Source organism: Mycobacterium gordonae, assembly GCF_002101675.1.
Taxonomy (GTDB): Bacteria; Actinomycetota; Actinomycetes; order Mycobacteriales; family Mycobacteriaceae; genus Mycobacterium; species Mycobacterium gordonae.
The window spans coordinates 1-16092 of sequence record NZ_LQOY01000215.1 but is presented as its reverse complement, the minus strand read 5'-3'; the positions used below and the strand labels follow the sequence as shown (position 1 = coordinate 16092).

Here is a 16092-nt window from a genome sequence, read left to right as displayed (position 1 = left end):
CGACCGTCGCTTACGCATGGTGTCCCACCACTTCTTCTTGGGCACGAACAGTGTTCAGTCATACATAAGCCGAAACCTCCAAGGACGCCTGGCGCAGGCCCGCGCACGGGTACGGCCCTCGCGTCGGCAGCGCGGACTACCTGCGGTGGCTGGCCTCCAACGACTACCCACTGGCAGCGGTCGAGGAAATCATCACCGGCACAACCGATGCCGAGACCGTCTACAGCGAGTATCTGTCCGACGCCGGGAAGCAGTAACTTCGGCGGCTGGTGGGGGTCAGGGCTTCGGCGCTGGCCCCCACTCCCATCTGACCGGCCCAACCCCGTTGTGCAACAAGCACACCGCATCTTGCCTTCTGGCTTGTCGATCGTGACCGGCCGGATCGGCTGCACGCAAGGCACCGGCCTGCGCGTTGCTCCGGGCCGTGGCGGGCTCGCGAACTTTTCCCCGAGCCGCTCGCCCACACAACGGGCTCCCTGGCAAAACTTCGCGCCCGGGCCTTGCGCTCCACCGCCCGTAACCCGGTCTAGATCGTGCTGCCAGAAGGGCAAAAAGAATAGATGTCACAGACGGACGGGAATCAAATGAAGTGTGCAGGAGGGGAACGCATCAGCCAATAAATTACGACAATCAATCTTGGTTACTGGATGGGCGGAATCCGTCAGAGAATGCATTTCTTCGCCGGGTCACTCCGCGCGAGAATCAGGGCGACACCGCCGCGCTGCACAGTGACCAGACAAGGAGACCCGTCACAAGCGAAATGCGCTGTCAAACAACTGGACTGACTAGTGTCGGCCTGCGGTGAAGAGCAGTGATTCCGGCGTCCGATACGCACAGGGAATCCGTGACAAAAGATCAACAAATTTGTTTCTCACCGATGTAGCGCCAGCCTAATTGGCGCAGTAATATTGAATTATCAATAACCCATCCCGCATTTACTATCAGGAGGCTACCAATGTCTACTCTCACCGTCTACACCAAACCCGCATGCGTGCAATGCACCGCCACATTCCGCGCCCTCGATAAAGCAGGCGTGCACTACCAGACAATCGACATCACCACCGACGCCGAGGCCCGCGACTACGTGATCGCGCTGGGCTACCTGTTCTCTTGCCGGTTTGAAAATGTCTCATCGATGCTCGGCGACGGACAACAACGACCTCGCCGCGACACTCCCATTCTTGACACGGCTACGCCGCGCCGCAGTTTCTCCGCCCCGCCCCAGAGGGACCGGCGTCGCGTAGTTATGTCGTTGCAGTCACTCTGCCGGGCTTTACCCAGCGAGTCGCACGCGGCGGGATGAGTCGGAGGTGAATACCTGTTCTGGGTCGACGGGGTTGCGTCTGCTTCGCCTTTCGTCCGACCGTGGGTACATGCGCTCGATCATCTCCGCGCGGCGGCCACACGGTCCTCGAGCTCGAAGAACTGGTTGATTCTGGGTGCCATCGGGGAAGTCGAGGCTGAGCATGAATCCCGGACGCGACCACGACAGCTGTGCCGGGGTTGCCGCACCCATACGTGGCCAATTCCCTATTGAGTCTTGCGTGTTGCCAGCGGCCTTGCTGTGAGGGGGGCTCGACGTCAGCCTGGACACGTTCGACTTCGAGCAGTGGAGGACTATCGAGAGGTTGAGCAGCCCTGATCGGGGCTCATAACGGTCCGATATTCCGTTGAGGCCAGGGGTTGACGGGCGCCGACATCAGCCACCCCGTCGGCTCTGGTCGGCGATGAACGGGCGGGTGGTTAGCACGTAGAGTGCCACCACCGTGACTGGCGCCAACAGCGGCAACCAAGGTAACTGCAGTGGAAGCGACGCCGCAACGAATGTGGTCAGCGTGAAGCCGGTGGCAGCGATCATCGTCGGCTGGGTGGCAGTGACGAGCCCGCGGGGCGCGGCTACCGCATGTCGCAGCACCAGGTAGGCAGTAGCGGACGCGCCGGACAGCGTGGCCAGCAGGGGTGAGGGATCGGCGAGCACGATCGCGATCACGGTGAGCACCACCGCCAGGGTTGCGGCCGGGCGGAATAACGTCCCGGCCAGTACCGCAAGCACGGCAAGTATCACTGCGACAAAGCCGAGACCGTGGGCCGCGACGCCGGTTGCCGCGGTCGCCAGGATCCCACATGCGGTCGAAATGACGAGGGCCGCTGGTGGCGTGGATAGTGTCATGTCATCGCCGTGCCCGCCGCGGACGGCGATGATCGGGTACCAGGTGCATGCACTGATCCAGCGTGCTGTCAGCTCGCCAGGACACCACGTCGACACCGACGGTGGCCATGTCGCGATACATGCCAGCGCGCTGCAACGCCCACATCCGATTGACCAGAGGGTCGCTCTGATCGTCGAGCGGGGAACCTTCCAGCACATCGACGGCGACCACGTGGTGGCCACGTTGGCGCAGATCGATCAGGGCCAGCGCGAACTCGGTATCGAGCAGCGTGGAGAACGCAACGACGATCGCGCCGCAGGGAATGGCCGCGCGAGGCGCCAGTGTTCCGGTGGTGGTTTCGAAGTCGTCGCCGACACCGAGCACGGTATCAAGTACCCGGTAGAACTGCCGCCTGCCGATGTCGGCGCCGAGCCACCGGGGGCGGCGGCTTCCGAGTGCGACGATTCCGGCGCGATCGCCTTGTCGCAGCGCGCTTTGCACCACTTGCACGGCTCCGCGCGCGGTTCGTTCAGTGGCTTCGGTCGCCGGGCCTGGGGGTTGGGGATAGGTGTCGATCAGCACCACCACGTCGGCGGCGCGGTCGGTCAATCGCTGGGTCACGTGCAGCCGGCCGCGGCGGGCACTGACCGGCCAGTTGACGGTACGCAGCGGGTCGCCGGGGACGTAGGCACGAATGTCGGCGTATTCCACTCCGGGGCCGATGTGGCGCGTGAGGTGGGTGCCCAGGCGATCGGGCAACTCGGTGCGCGGGATCCCCGTCGATTGCGGCGGGGCTAACGGGAACACGTTGATCTCGGCGGCGTCGATCGTCGCTGTGCCGATCAGCAACCCGCCGCCGGCGAGAACGTCGACCTGCGCCCGGATCGGGTATCGGCCCCAGCGCGGGGCGGCGGCGGCAATTGCTTTCCGCTGGCGAGAACTGCTGTCAAGAGCATCGAGTCGCATTCCTGCCACCGTCGCGGCCGTGAGTTCTACGGCCGCCTCAGCCGATTCCGTTGTCGCCCATACGTTCAGCTGGGCGTGCTCGTTTTCGAAGCATCGCTGCAAACCGGGCTGCGCGTGCACCTGGACCTGGGGTACCGGCCGCTGCCAGCCGATCGAACACAGCACGCCGAGCATGGGGGCCGCGAACGCGATCAGCTGCCAGCGCGTTCCCATCACCGCTGCGGCCAGGGCCACGCCCGCGCAGGTGGCGATCGCCCGCGTCAGCGGTGACGCGCGCCAGCGCAGCTGCACGTCGGTACGGCGGGTTTCGATCACGCTGCACCGACGCTCATTGCGTTGCGCCCTGCGCCCGTGGGACCGGCAAGCGCCGCAACAGTTCTTCCATGACGTCGGAACCCTGAATTTTTCGCACCCACATCTCGGGCCGCAAGGTGATCCGGTGTGCGACCGCCGTAGTGGCAAGCGCCTTGACGTCCTCGGGGATCACATAGTCTCGGCCGAGCAGCAACGCACGCGCCCGGGCGAGCTGGACCAGGTCGAGTTCGGCTCGCGGGCTGGCACCAACCGCGACTTGCGGATGGTGTCGGGTAGCGGTGGCCAGCGACACAACATAGTGCAGGACATCCTCATGCACGCTCACCTGTTCGACCGATTCGCGCATGGCAAGCAGCTCGTGGGTGTCCACGACTTGATTGACCGTCAGTTCGGCCGACCCTCGGTCGAGGCGGCGGCGCAGCATCGAGGTCTCGTCCTGCTCGGACAGGTACTTGAGTTCGAGGCGCATCGCGAAGCGGTCCAGCTGGGCTTCGGGTAGCGGATAGGTGCCCTCGTATTCGATCGGGTTGTCGGTGGCCAAAACGATGAAGGGAGCTGGCAGCGGGTGGGTTTGGCCGTCGATGCTGACCTGGCCCTCGGCCATCGCTTCCAGCAGCGCCGCTTGGGTTTTGGGTGGCGTCCGGTTGATTTCGTCGGCGAGCAGCAGGTTAGTGAAGATCGGACCTCGACGGAACTCGAAGCGACCCGATTGCATGTCGTAGATGGTCGAGCCGAGTAAGTCCGCGGGCAACAGGTCGGGCGTGAACTGCACACGGGTGAACTGCAGCCCCAATGCTGCGGCGAAGGATCGCGCGATCAGCGTCTTGCCCAGGCCGGGAAGATCCTCGATGAGCACGTGGCCGCGTGCGAGCACCACGGTGAGGATGCGCGTGAGTGCGGGCCGCTTGCCGACCACGACCCGTTCGATTTCGTCGAGCACCGCCTCGGCGTGGGCGGAGGTGGTGGTTGTTGCCGGAATCGTCATACCTGCTCCAATCGCTGCAGAATTTCCTCGAGTGCGCCGCGGCCTGGCCCGGGCTCGCGACCACCGGTTTGCGCGATGTTTTCCTGATCGACCCATCCCCACAGTTCCTGGCCGAATAGCATCCGGCCGGTGGCGTCAAATGCTGCCGGATCTTTGGCGCGTCGTTGGCCGGTTGCCATTTCGAAGCGCCGCGCCAACATCGGGCGCAGGTGCCGGTCCCAGTCCGATCGGGTGGATTCCGACCAATGGATCAACGTCTCGGTTCCCGACTGCCAGCGGCGCAACAACTCGCCGGCATCGTCGGAATCCGAGCCAGCGGGCAGGGGTTCGGTTTCGGGCACCAGGAATCGGCGAACACCAAACAGCACCAGAGCCACCGCGGCTCCAGAAATGCACAGCACGAACCGGCGATCGGGCAGCAACAGTGCCAGCAGCTCGGCTGTCACCACGACGCACACACCGCCGGCCACCCGCTTTGTCATGCCGCGCTTCGCAGTTCGGCGAGGACCAGCTCAAGCATGCGTACCGCGACCTCGCGATGTGACTCGTTCATCACATGCGGACTGAACCGCGCCTCGGCGAACAACTCCACCAACTGGGTCGCACTATCGGTGTGGAGCGCGTGGTATTGCACAGCTCGGGACAGCACCTCCGATGGAGTGTCACAATCCTGCGGAACCGTTCCCGGAGAAGCCGCGAGCGCGTGTTCCATCGCCACATAGCACGCGATGATCGCCTTGCGTGGCTCGCGGCTGACATCCCCGATCTCGACCAATCCGCGTTCGGCGGCCCGCACCAACGAATCCGACGCCCGCGCGCGGGCGGGGGGGTCGGAATGATCGTCAACGATTGCGTCGGTTCTCGCCGCGCGCCGCTGCCGGCGCGTTGCCACACGCGTTCCCACGGCAAGCATCAGCAGAAAAATCACCGCGCTCGTACCGAGGTAGCCGAGGACATTCCCGCCGCTGTCCCCCGGGTCCCGCGGCGGTGGCGGGCCGCTGTTGTCGCCCGGTGCGGCGGTGCTCGATCCGGTTCCAGAAGGAGCCTGCGGACCCTGACCGAAAACGTGCTGCGAGACCTGTGGTATCAGCAACATCAAGCTCAGCGCCAGCAGCACCACGATGAGCAGCCCCGCGACAATCACGCCAAGCGTGATCAGCAACGCCCGCGGCGTCGGTCGGCCCCCGCCGTCGCGTGATCGACGTGATCTGCCGTCGGCGCCGGCCGAACCGGCGGACACCACGTGCGGCTCCCTCACCCGCACGATGACCGCCACCGCAATGATCCCGAGCGACACAACGAGCATCGCGACCACCACAGTCAGTGCTGCGGGACTGCTGGTCGATTCCTCGCGGGTAGGGCGCTGGGTGCCCGGAAGATATCCGTGCAGGGCGATGGCAGCGAGCACCAAGAGTGCCAGCAGCGCGATCATCCGTCCAGCCGACGTGTCGATACCGGGCATCGGCACACCACTTGCCTGGTTGCTGCCCGCGGCTGCCGCAGTGTGCTCGCCTTCCTGAGGCAGGCCGGTGGGGCCATGCTCGCTCATTTAACCGGTGGGCTTTCACGTTCGACTTCAAGGCGCTCAGCCGAGAGGGCAACGTTCGGCGACGAGCGGTGAAAGATCATCGGGACATTGAGCGGCCCGCGGATTGCCGGGGTGTCGCGCCACGTAGGTGGCCCGGCCAATGCGGGGTTGCGCGCCAGGACCCGGCGCAACGCCACCGTGGTTTCCAGTCGCGCCAACGCCGCGCCGAGGCAGTAGTGCGCCCCGTAGCCGAAGGCCAGCGGCGCGGGCCCGCGGCGGCCCAGCCGCAGCTGGTCAGGTTCGGCGAAGACGGCTGGGTCACGGTTGGCGGCGGCCACGACCACGAGAACTGTTTGGCCGTAGGTTATTTCGACGTCGCCGACGAGCTGGTCCTGGGTCGCCGTGCGCGCGGTGGCCTGCACCGGACCGTCGAGCCGGAGCAGTTCGGTGATCAGCGCTGGATCGGACGGGTCGACGCCATCAACAATGCGGGTCCCGTCTGGCCTGACCGTCAGGAGTCGGATCATGGCCGCGCCCAGCAGATTCGCCGTGGTTTCGTGACCCGCGACGGCGATCAGGATTGCGGTGATGACGACGTCGTCGAGAAGCAGGTCCGGGTCGGAGGCGATGAAACTGAGCAGATCGTCTCCGGGATGGGTGCGCCGGTCGGCGGCCAGCGGAAGGAACTCGGTTAGAAGCGAGGCGAATGCTGCGGCGCCACACGCTATTGCCTCGGCGTCGGCGAACGCACCGAGCAGCTGACTGATCGCCGGCGATTCTTCGCGCAGCAGTCGTGAGCTCTCGGCGTCCAGGCCCAGCCACTCCCCGACGACCGCGATCGGCAGGGGCAGGGCGACGTCCGTCATGAAGTCGAACGACACCCCTGCAGGCGGGTGGTCGACGGCGCCCGCCCCGATTGCTTCGACCCCTGCGGTGAGGCCGGTGATGAAGGACGGTGTGAACACGTCTCGCACCGAACCCCGTAGCCGCAGGTGGTTGTGACCGTCGGTGGACAGCATGTTCCGATTGGCCAACTCCGGACCGAAGGCATCCATCGCCGCTCGCGCAGTGGGGTTGGCCCGTGGATCGCTCGTCCACCCCGATCCGCCGAGTACAATTTGTGCGGCGTCGTAGCTGAGAACGAGCCACGCTTGGGCGGTGTCGTCCCAGACCACGTCCCCGTCGCGGCGACGCCACGCGTAGAACGGATAGGGATCTGCTGCGTCCCAGGGCAGGCGTGGTGCTGCGGTGCTAGGGGTGGTCATGAGGCTGGCACCCGTACGGTAAGCCGCGGTGGCGCACCCACGCATCGTGCTGCTTGCCCAGCGCGGTGGTGGGTTCGGCGACTCCGTCCATGTCGTCTGCGATGGAGCGGCCATACACGGTGGCACCTAGGGTGGCCAGTATCGCGTTGCTGGACAGATTGATCCGCGAGAAAAACAGCAGATCGCCGGGAATCGTCAAGCGACGCACGGGGTGGTCGGAGCAGCGGCCGACGTCGAGCAGGGCTCCAACGGCGCGCCGGCAAGTGTCCTGGTTGTAGGTCACCGGCTGAGCGGCGAGCACTTCGTGGTGGATTTGAGCCTGCCACTTATATGCCTCATCTGCAGAGAGGGTGAAACCGTTTGCGAAATAACCCAACTCGGCCATCAGGTTGCGCATGTCGTGCTTGCGTCCGTCGATGACAGCCCGACTCAACCCGATCAGTCGGCGACGCTGACGTTCGGGGATCACCTTGACGCAGCCGAAGTCGACGAAGCCGATCCGGCCGTCGGTTCCGAAGCGATAGTTCGCCGGATGCGGGTCAGCGTGGAACAGATTGGCGTGCCGTTGCGAGCCCCCGCTGAACCGCCATAGCACCTCCGCCCAGGTGTTTTTCAGGTCTTGGTCAGCTTGTTGTGCAGCAGCCCAGTCCAGCCCGTCCAAATAGGTCATGGTCAGTACCCGATCACCGCAGGCCGCAGCGATGAGCTGCGGTATCCGGATGAAGGGATGATCACGGTAGAGCTCTCTGAACACGGTGATGTTGGCCGCCTCGCGGCGGTAGTCGATTTCCTCGGAGATGCGGGCGGTGATCTCCTGCGTGGCTTGCCGCAGATCGGGCATCGTGGTACCTGAGGCCGAGCACAGGATCCGAAAGAACGTCGCCAGCAGTTCGGTGTTGGTTAAATCGGCGCGAATCGCCTGAGCCGCACCCGGATACTGGATCTTGACGGCTACCTGCTTGCCGTCATGCAGCACCGCGCGGTGGACTTGTCCGATGGACGCGGCCGCCATCGGTTCGTCGCTGAACTCGGCGAACAACTCCTCAACGGATCGGCCCAAATCGGCCTGCACGACTTCCCGGGCCAGCGCCGGATCCATCGGCGGCGCATCAGCCTGTAGCCGCGAAAGCGCCTTCTGATACGGCGAAAACCCGCCGCTGCCAACACCACTGGTGTCCACCATGGACAAGATCTGCCCGGCTTTCATCAGCACGCCCTTGGAGTGACCCAGCAACTCCGAGTAGCGCTCGGCGGTCTTCTCGTGAAAGCGCGCAACCGCACCGGCGTCACCGGTCTTTTCTCGCAGCGACGCCACCATCCGTCCACCAGCGGCGCGCGCAGTGAACCCGGCCAACGGCATGGTGCGCCGGACCCTTCCCTGGGGCAGCGGTTTCTCCTGGCCCGCCATCGCTGACCTCCTAGCGGCGCTTCTACCGAGGCGCTAAAGTGTGTACTTGTTTATACTAAGTGTTTACTTAGGAGATGGTCAATGCAGGAAGCATCCACCCGCGAACGGCTCGTCACCGAAGCGATGCGCCTGTTCGGCGAGCAGGGCTACCAAGCCACCAGCGTCGCCCAGATTGAAGCCGCCGCCGGCCTGGCACCGGGCTCCGGCGCGCTCTACCACCATTTCAAATCCAAAGAAGCGCTCTTAGACGCCGGCATCGACCGGCAATTGGACCGCCGTCACGCGATGCGTGATATCCGCGCGTTATTCGCAGGGCTCGGTGACCTGCGAATCGAACTGACCATGATGGGCCGCTACGTGCTCGCCGTCCTCGACGAAGAAACCCAGCTGCTGCAAATCGCTTCTCACATCCCGTCGAGCCGCTCCACGCGACTGCGCGACGCCTACGCGGCGCTGTTCGACGGTCTGTACGCCGAATTGGCCGACTGGATACAGAGCTGGGCCCCAGCGATGAGCCCGCACGACGCCACCACCCTCGCCACCGTCGGGGTCAATGCACTGCTCGGGAGATGGGCGACCAGCACCGTATTCCACGCACCCAAACCCGATATCGCCGCCGACGAGCATTACATCGCCGAATGGACCACAACACTTACCAGCCGGATCGAAAGTCAACCGTGAGACCCTTGTCTGGCCAGCAAGGTCGCTGCCCTTGATGCACTTTCTTAATGGTTGGTGGAGGTACCCATCACGCTCGTGGCCGGAAGCATGTCGGACCTCATCGGCGGCGTGCGTCGTCCTGCGCCGTCGGGAGTCTTGACGGGTTCCTGTCGGTGCAGCCCGACACAATGTTTGCGTTGTCCGCTGCTGCTTCCTGGGAGTGCCATTGTTCCTGTCGTTCGTGGACCCGTCCTTGGTACGCAAGCACCTCGGTGGACAGGTCTTGGACCCGGCCGAAGTTGTGCGGTTGTTGGAGGATCGGGCGATCCCGACGGGCACACCGGTATTTCTCGACGAGATGACGATGCTGCCGATCGAGCCGTTGTGTTCGTGGTTTCGCCACCTGGCGTACGACGATAAGGACGCCAAGACGTTGCATGAGTACGCCTACATCGTGCGGCGCTTTGTCCACTTCCTTGAGTCCCGCGGCCGCGGCCTGCTTGATCCGACCGAATCAGACTTCTCGGCATACCGCGTTCTGCGGACCCAGACGCAGGACAAGCCGGTCGGTGATACGACGTGGGCGAAGGAAGCCCAACTGCTCAACCAGCTCTACCGATGGCTGGTCGAACACGGCCATTTGGGGCACCGACCGCTGCGGATGACCCGCAAGGGCGGCAATCCGCTGGCGCCCCGCCTGCAGCGCGGCATGGACATCCGGCACATGACCCTGGCACAGTACCGGTACTTCCGCGACGTCGGTCTCGGCGGCCAACTACCGAATTCTCAGGTCAGCCCGGTGTTCCGGGGCCTGGCGCCGCTGCGTAACCGGGCCGCCGCCGATTTAGCGCTCAGCACGGGGATGCGCCCGCAAGAGTGGTCGACAGTGTTACTGCCCGAACTCGGCGCCGGACAGCGCCGGCCCGGCGAGCCGGTTGACTTTGCGGTGCAGGCATGCGCGAAGTACGGCAAGTACCGCGAGATCTACGTTCCCACTGCGGCGGTGGATGCTGTGGACAACTTCCTGCTGATCGAGCGCCCGGAGCTCGTCGCCGCCTCGGCGAGGTCGTTGGCGCGGCGACGCCGGGAATTGTTTGTGGTCGACCGCGTTGATCACGAGGCGGGAAAGCTGCGTGGTGTCCTTGACGGTCAGCGCCGGACGTTCACCATGTCCGCGATGGAACCGGACCTGCGGCGGATCACGATGCAGGAGAACGACAATGGTGTCGAGCCGCTGGCGGTTTTCATCGGCCACGGCGGTCAGATGCTCGGCCCGTCCTCCTGGTACCGGATCCGCTGCGACGCCTGGGAGCGGATGCAGGTTCACGCCGGTCACCCCGAGGCGCCGGTGCTGCCCCGGCGGCGGTGGAGATGGCACGACACCAGGCACACCTTCGCATTGCAACTGCTGTCCTATCTAGAACGGCAGATGGACGGCCACGAGCTGGACGCGGTGGCGCGGCGCCGACGCCACCTGGCTTATCTGGGCGGTCACATCAAGCACAACCCGTTGCTGATCGTCAGCCGCAGACTCGGACACTCCAGCCCAGCGAGCACGTACGCCTACCTGGAGTACACCGACGACCCGATGAACGCGGTGGACGCCGCGTTCTCAGCGTGGACGGTGCAGGAAGGTGACACCTACGCCGATATCGCCCGCCGCATGCTCACCGAGGCCGGTGACCGCTGATGCCGCGCCGCGGAGATCACCAGCGTGAATTCCCACCGGTCCCCGAGCAGCCGGCGCCGGCGGCCCGCATCGGCATTCGGATGGCGCGAGCTACAAACCGTAGCGGGACGTTGCGGGAAGTCACGTTCGACCCCAACGAGTTCCGGTGCGCTCGGTTGGCCGGTGAGCTGGCCGACGAATGGGCCGACTACGCCGAGACCAGCAAAATCTCGCACGATTCGGTCGCTCACGGTCAACGATCGATCCGACACTTCTGCACGAAAGTCGACCTGCTACTCGGCGAGGACGCCCACCGGGCCAGTTTGAACGGCCAGCACCCCGACGTGGCGGCCGTATTGGACGAATGGGAGCGATCCCTTCCCACCGGCTACCCAGCGGGCTCGACGACACCGGCCGGATTCGCCAGGAGTGTGCGAGCGCTGATCGCGCGCCGCGCACAGCACGAACAGCGACCCGTCACCCCGAATCTGCGTCGCCTGGTCGACGGCGCGATCGGAGTGCCCGCAGGCAGCAGCCAGGAACTCGACGAGTTCTCCCGCACGGACAAACGTGCCGTGGTCCGCGCAGCATGGGCGTGGGCACACCAGCTGGATACCCGACTTGCCGACGGTTGGGCATCGGCCGCCCGGGGGCGGCACCCCGCCGAGCACGGGTGGACCGACGTCACAAACCTGCTCTGGGGCCTCGCCCGTCAGCAGATCACGCCGACACAGATCCGCGAGAACCTGCCCGTCTTTGCGCGGTGGCCAGCGGAGTTGCGGGCCTGCATCGAACAGTCTGGTCGGCCCATCTATCCAGGACTCGCGAAGATGCTCCTGGTGCGTTGGCTGGTGAGCCAGCTCTACCCCGCTCACCTCGACCTACACCCCTACCGGGTTCTGCTCGTGGCGGCCACCGGGCACGCACCCGAGGAGGTCACCGCGCTGACCGACACCGATGTCGAGTTCCTTCCCTCGGGCGTCCGGCTGACTCTGATCAAGCGGCGGGCCCAACAGGTCCGGCACCGCACCTTCGGCACCGAGGCATGTCCGGACACGGTCGGTGAGCCGGTCGACTTCACCGACCGGCCCCACCGGGAAGTCAGCGCGATCATCCGGCGCCTCATGCACGTCACCGAGCAGGCCCGGCTGCGGGCGCCAGGGACAGCTGGTCGATTGTTTGTGGCGGCATCGGTCACGCAGGCCTACGAGTTGCGCATCGCGTGGTGGGCCGCCAACAAAGAGCGGTCCGGATTCCTGGACTGGCTGGCCGGAGCAGGCGTGACGGTCGAGGGAGCACCCGACATCCGCCGGCTGCGCAAGTCGACGAAGGTCGAAAAGGCCATCGCCTTCGGCGGTCGGATCGCCGACGCGGCCAACGACCACCACGTGGAAGTGTTCCGGGGGCACTATGCCCAGGGCACCACCTTGCGCGTGATGTCTGGCCAGGTGATCTCTACAGCCCAGGACCACTGGTTCTCCACGGCGCTGCAAGGGCCGACGGTGCTCACCAGCTCCACCGACGTACTGGACGCACCAGATCCGGCGGCGACGTTGGGCCTGACCAGACAGCAGGCCGAGGACATCCGCCGCGGCGCACTCGACATGGGACTGACCCAATGCTCTGATCCGCACAACTCCCCCTATGGGCGGTCAGGAGAGTTGTGCCCGGTAGCGCCGCTGCGATGTCTGGAATGCCGCAACGCGTGGATCCTGCCCAGCGATCTACCTCAGCTTTTGTTGTTCGCTGAGCACCTCGATCGGCTCCGGCTGCGGTTGTCCCCGCAGCACTTCGCCGAGCTGTGGGGACAAAGCCACGCCAACCTGCAAGCAGTTCTGGCCGAACGCACGGATGAGGAGAAAGCGTTGGCCGGCAAGCACATCGAGGCCGGTGAGGCCGATCTGCATCTGCCCCTGGCCGCGGACGTGGAGTTCGACCGTTGAGCCAGCAGCAACCAATCCCTCAGCCCAGTAGCGTCTTCGACGCCGACGAACCTGTCATCGGCTCCCATCCGCTGCTGCCCGACGCTCGGGTGCCGCAGTTCGGGAACACCGAGGCATGGAACCTCAACGGCGTCATCCGCCGACCGGCCAACCTCGCCGCGGCTGCCTGGACATTGGTGTTCTCCGACGAACTGACTGAGCCGTCGTGGAATCTGCTGGCGCGGGAGTTGAGCATGATCATGTTCAACCCACGGCACCCGGCAGTCACCGCCGCGGGCCTCTACCTCAAACCCGCACCGGCCAACCCAGCCACGGTGCTCAGCAGGTTGAGCCACCTGCGGCGATTAGCCAGGTGGGGTCACATGAACGGACTGCCGCCGCAGCTGAGGGACTGGCACGAAACCGACCTGCGGCGCCCGATCCGGGACTTGCGCGGACAGCTGGCGACCAACACGATCCGGAACTACCTCACGACCCTGAAAACATTGCACCAATACGGGCCCGCCCTGACCGGTCACGGACTGCGAAGTGACCCCTGGGCCGGCAAAAGCGCCCGCAAAGCGTCACACACTGCCAAGGGTGCGGTTGTGTCCACGCCCGCCATACCGCCCGAACAATGGTTCCCGTTGATCCGCTCCGCCTGGACCTACGTGCACACCTTCGCTCCCGACATCCTGCGAGCCCAACAGCGATACCAAGAGCTCGTCGACAAGGCAACGCTGGTGGGCGACCACGACGTGCGACTGGACCGGTACCTCGCCGACCCCACGAACCCCATCCCGGTTCATGCCGAAGCCGGCCACAATCCAGGCAGGGTGCACTGGTCCCTGCTGACATTGATGATCGGCTCGGACCACAGCCGTCGGAGTAACGTCTTCCGCCGCAACATGTCTACCGGCGGCCAACGAATCACCCGAGTCAAGAAGGCGGTCGCACAAGGACATCCGACCACGACCGGCATCATCGACGACCTCGTTCTTGTCGAACACAGCAACGGTACGAGTGCCTCCTGGCATCCCGGGCTCGACCCTCGCGCTCTAGGGTTCGAGCGCTGCATGCTGCGTAACGCCTGCTACGTGCTGGTCGTGGGCCTGTCGATGATGCGTGACTCGGAGATCCATGAGATCGCCCCCGGCTCGATCGTCGACTACTACGGAACACCAGCTATTAAATCCACGAAGAGAAAACACGACCCCGGCCTGCCGATCAAGCACTGGTGGATCACCGCTCCGGTCGCCGAAGCCGTGGTCGTCGCGGAGCAGCTGTCCACCCGACCCGACCGGCTCTTTCCACCCCTGCTCCGACACCATGCCGCTGTCTCCCGCAGCGATCAGATGCTTGACGCCTTCACCGCACACGTCAACGCCACCAGCGCCCGGACCGGACTGCAGCAGATCCCGCCCGGCCAGATACGACCGCACATGTTTCGACGAACAATGGCGATGTTGACCGACCAGTTCCCCGGCAGCGAGATCGCCTTAGGCATCCAGCTCAAACACATCGCTTCCAGAGCGCTGGCCAACCATTCGACCCAGGGCTACGCCAACGCCGACGGTTCTTGGGCCGGGCATTTGGAGTCCGCGATCGAAGTAGCCCGGTTCCGACGCCTCGAGGACCTCTACCAAGAACACAAAGCCGGGAAACCGATCGGCTACGGCCCCGGCGCCGAACAGATGACGCAAATCTTTGACGACCTTCAGCACAGCGTCCGAGCTCGAGCCGGCGACGCGAGCGTCGAACGAGCCCTGCTCCGAAAAGCCCGCATCTCCATACGGTTCGGCGTCCTCAACCACTGCGTCATGGATGAGAACAACCCAGCCGGCGCAGCCTGTCTGGAAAACGCCGTCGTTCCTCAAGGCCACAAGGGACCGCTACACGATCGGTGTCGCCCGGACCGATGCCCCAACAGCGTCATCGGCCCCGAGCACGTCCCCATTTGGGCCTCGGAGCGACGTAACCTGCTCACCCTCATCGCCACGCCAGGAGTGTCGACCTGCCGCAGGGAAGCGCTGCAACGTGAATTGAGCGCCGTCGAATCTGTCCTCGACAAGACCGAAGGCGAAAAGGAGCAGCCGTGAGCAGCCGTCCCGAGGTCTCCGATGATGATGAGCACGACGAGGGAGTGTCGCCTCGTGCTGCGAAACGCTTACGCGAGGCCATGGATCGACTGCTGGCCGGTCGCCCGCAACGCACCGACGGACGGCTGATCAAGGACAATCTCTGGAAAGAGGCCGGCGTCAGCCGCGCCACCATGAACCGAGCCACACGGATACTGGCTGAATGGGACACCCGCATCAACGCCTCCGACGCATTCACTCCGCGCGAGGCACGCAAGAACGACGAACTATGCACTCTGCGAGGAAAACTCGCAGACAAGACACGCGAATGCACGGACCTGCACCGTCAACTCGACGCGGCTGCCACCGCGATCGCCGCCCTGCACCACGACAACACCCTGCTACGTCAAGAACTTGACCAGCACGGCCGGCTCGTCGCCATGAAGGTTCACCGCTGAGGCCAAATTGCCCAGCCGACTCGCGTTGTCGCACCAAGATCGATCACGGCCAGAGCCAAGCCAGTCCAGTGTTGTAGGGCCTGATACGTTCCGCGGCCGACTGGTCGTGTGATGCACGGGTCATGCCTGCGATGCTTCCTGACGCCAGACATCGAGGATGTCGGAACGCAATGGGTACCCGCCCTGCAGCCGCGGGCGCTTGCCTGCCTCGAAATCGGCTGCGAGGGAACGGAGCCGCTCAGCAGCCCGTGCGGGCCACCCGTTGGCGATTGCCCAGGAGCAGACCGAGTCTGCCGGAAGCCGGTAACCGCCGTCTTTGAGACGTGCGCAGTACAGCGAAGGCGTCGCGGCGGTCCAGTGACCAGCCAGGTCGTTCGCCATGTTGACCGAGTGCGTGAGCGTCTTCAATCCTTCAACCACAATCGGATCGAGCCCTGAGCTCGGCTCCAGACGAACTGCGGGCCCGAGCAGTTTGGGTTGTGCGGCGGCCGCCGCCCATGCGTCGACTTCGCCACTACCCCAAGGGACCACGCAAAGCGCTCGCGTTCGTGGGTCGTCGGCGATCTCACCCAGCTTCTCGCGAGTAGGCCACGCTGCGAGTACAGGACCGCCGATATCTCTAGGTGAGCGGCGTGTGGAGTCGACGTCTACGACGGGGCCGCGGCTTGGCGTAGGTCCGTCGTCGTGG

General features: G+C 65.0%; 13 protein-coding genes and 1 pseudogene. 6 read left to right on the top strand and 8 right to left on the bottom strand.

The window, feature by feature from the left end; all coding sequences use genetic code 11:
- Positions 1-955 precede the first annotated feature (955 nt).
- Positions 956-1105, top strand: a pseudogene (locus AWC08_RS38725) (glutaredoxin domain-containing protein); the annotation flags it as partial.
- 594 nt (positions 1106-1699) lie between these two features.
- On the opposite strand, the gene AWC08_RS27445 reads toward AWC08_RS38725, so the two are convergent.
- Genes AWC08_RS27445 through AWC08_RS27415 form a run of 7 tightly spaced genes read right to left on the bottom strand, consistent with a single transcriptional unit; the run spans position 1700 to position 8617 of the window.
- Positions 1700-2170: a hypothetical protein gene (locus tag AWC08_RS27445; protein ID WP_069432782.1), complete on the bottom strand. Its 471-nt coding sequence runs from the start codon at positions 2168-2170 to the stop codon at positions 1700-1702.
- A gap of 1 nt (position 2171) precedes the next feature.
- Complete coding sequence (locus tag AWC08_RS27440; protein WP_069432781.1) at positions 2172-3431, bottom strand: DUF58 domain-containing protein; 1260 nt, start codon at positions 3429-3431, stop codon at positions 2172-2174.
- Between the two features lie 13 nt (positions 3432-3444).
- A complete protein-coding gene (locus AWC08_RS27435) occupies positions 3445-4416 on the bottom strand; it encodes an AAA family ATPase (RefSeq protein ID WP_069432780.1) in 972 nt (323 codons plus the stop codon).
- Complete coding sequence (locus AWC08_RS27430) at positions 4413-4898, bottom strand: hypothetical protein (RefSeq protein WP_069432779.1); 486 nt, start codon at positions 4896-4898, stop codon at positions 4413-4415. Before AWC08_RS27430 ends, AWC08_RS27435 begins: the two co-directional genes overlap by 4 nt.
- Positions 4895-5965 carry a DUF4129 domain-containing protein gene (locus AWC08_RS27425; protein WP_308207295.1) on the bottom strand — a complete coding sequence of 357 codons (1071 nt, stop codon included), beginning with the start codon at positions 5963-5965 and terminating at the stop codon, positions 4895-4897. Before AWC08_RS27425 ends, AWC08_RS27430 begins: the two co-directional genes overlap by 4 nt.
- Positions 5962-7209 (bottom strand): cytochrome P450, encoded by a 1248-nt coding sequence (locus tag AWC08_RS27420; RefSeq protein ID WP_083271004.1) that lies wholly within the window; start codon positions 7207-7209, stop codon positions 5962-5964. Before AWC08_RS27420 ends, AWC08_RS27425 begins: the two co-directional genes overlap by 4 nt.
- Entirely contained in the window at positions 7196-8617 is a 1422-nt protein-coding gene (locus AWC08_RS27415; protein WP_069432777.1) for an ABC1 kinase family protein, read from the bottom strand. The genes AWC08_RS27420 and AWC08_RS27415 overlap by 14 nt, the downstream gene beginning before the upstream one ends.
- A gap of 81 nt (positions 8618-8698) precedes the next feature.
- Here AWC08_RS27415 and AWC08_RS27410 point away from each other — a divergent pair, with 81 nt between their 5' ends.
- From AWC08_RS27410 to AWC08_RS27390, 5 genes are all read left to right on the top strand, one after another.
- The gene (locus AWC08_RS27410; protein ID WP_069432776.1) at positions 8699-9298 is read left to right on the top strand and encodes a TetR/AcrR family transcriptional regulator; all 600 of its coding nucleotides are present in this window, start codon (positions 8699-8701) and stop codon (positions 9296-9298) included.
- A 205-nt stretch (positions 9299-9503) separates the two neighbouring features.
- Positions 9504-10967, top strand: a complete 1464-nt coding sequence (locus AWC08_RS27405; RefSeq protein ID WP_069432818.1) for a tyrosine-type recombinase/integrase — start codon at positions 9504-9506, stop codon at positions 10965-10967.
- Complete coding sequence (locus tag AWC08_RS27400; protein ID WP_069432775.1) at positions 10967-12889, top strand: hypothetical protein; 1923 nt, start codon at positions 10967-10969, stop codon at positions 12887-12889. The genes AWC08_RS27405 and AWC08_RS27400 overlap by 1 nt, the downstream gene beginning before the upstream one ends.
- Positions 12886-14967: a hypothetical protein gene (locus tag AWC08_RS27395; protein ID WP_069432774.1), complete on the top strand. Its 2082-nt coding sequence runs from the start codon at positions 12886-12888 to the stop codon at positions 14965-14967. Before AWC08_RS27400 ends, AWC08_RS27395 begins: the two co-directional genes overlap by 4 nt.
- A complete protein-coding gene (locus AWC08_RS27390; protein WP_197521976.1) occupies positions 14964-15404 on the top strand; it encodes a hypothetical protein in 441 nt (146 codons plus the stop codon). Before AWC08_RS27395 ends, AWC08_RS27390 begins: the two co-directional genes overlap by 4 nt.
- A 120-nt stretch (positions 15405-15524) precedes the next feature.
- On the opposite strand, the gene AWC08_RS37695 is transcribed toward AWC08_RS27390, so the two are convergent.
- On the bottom strand, positions 15525-16092 hold a 568-nt coding region (locus AWC08_RS37695), incomplete at its 5' end, for a hypothetical protein (protein ID WP_218621753.1).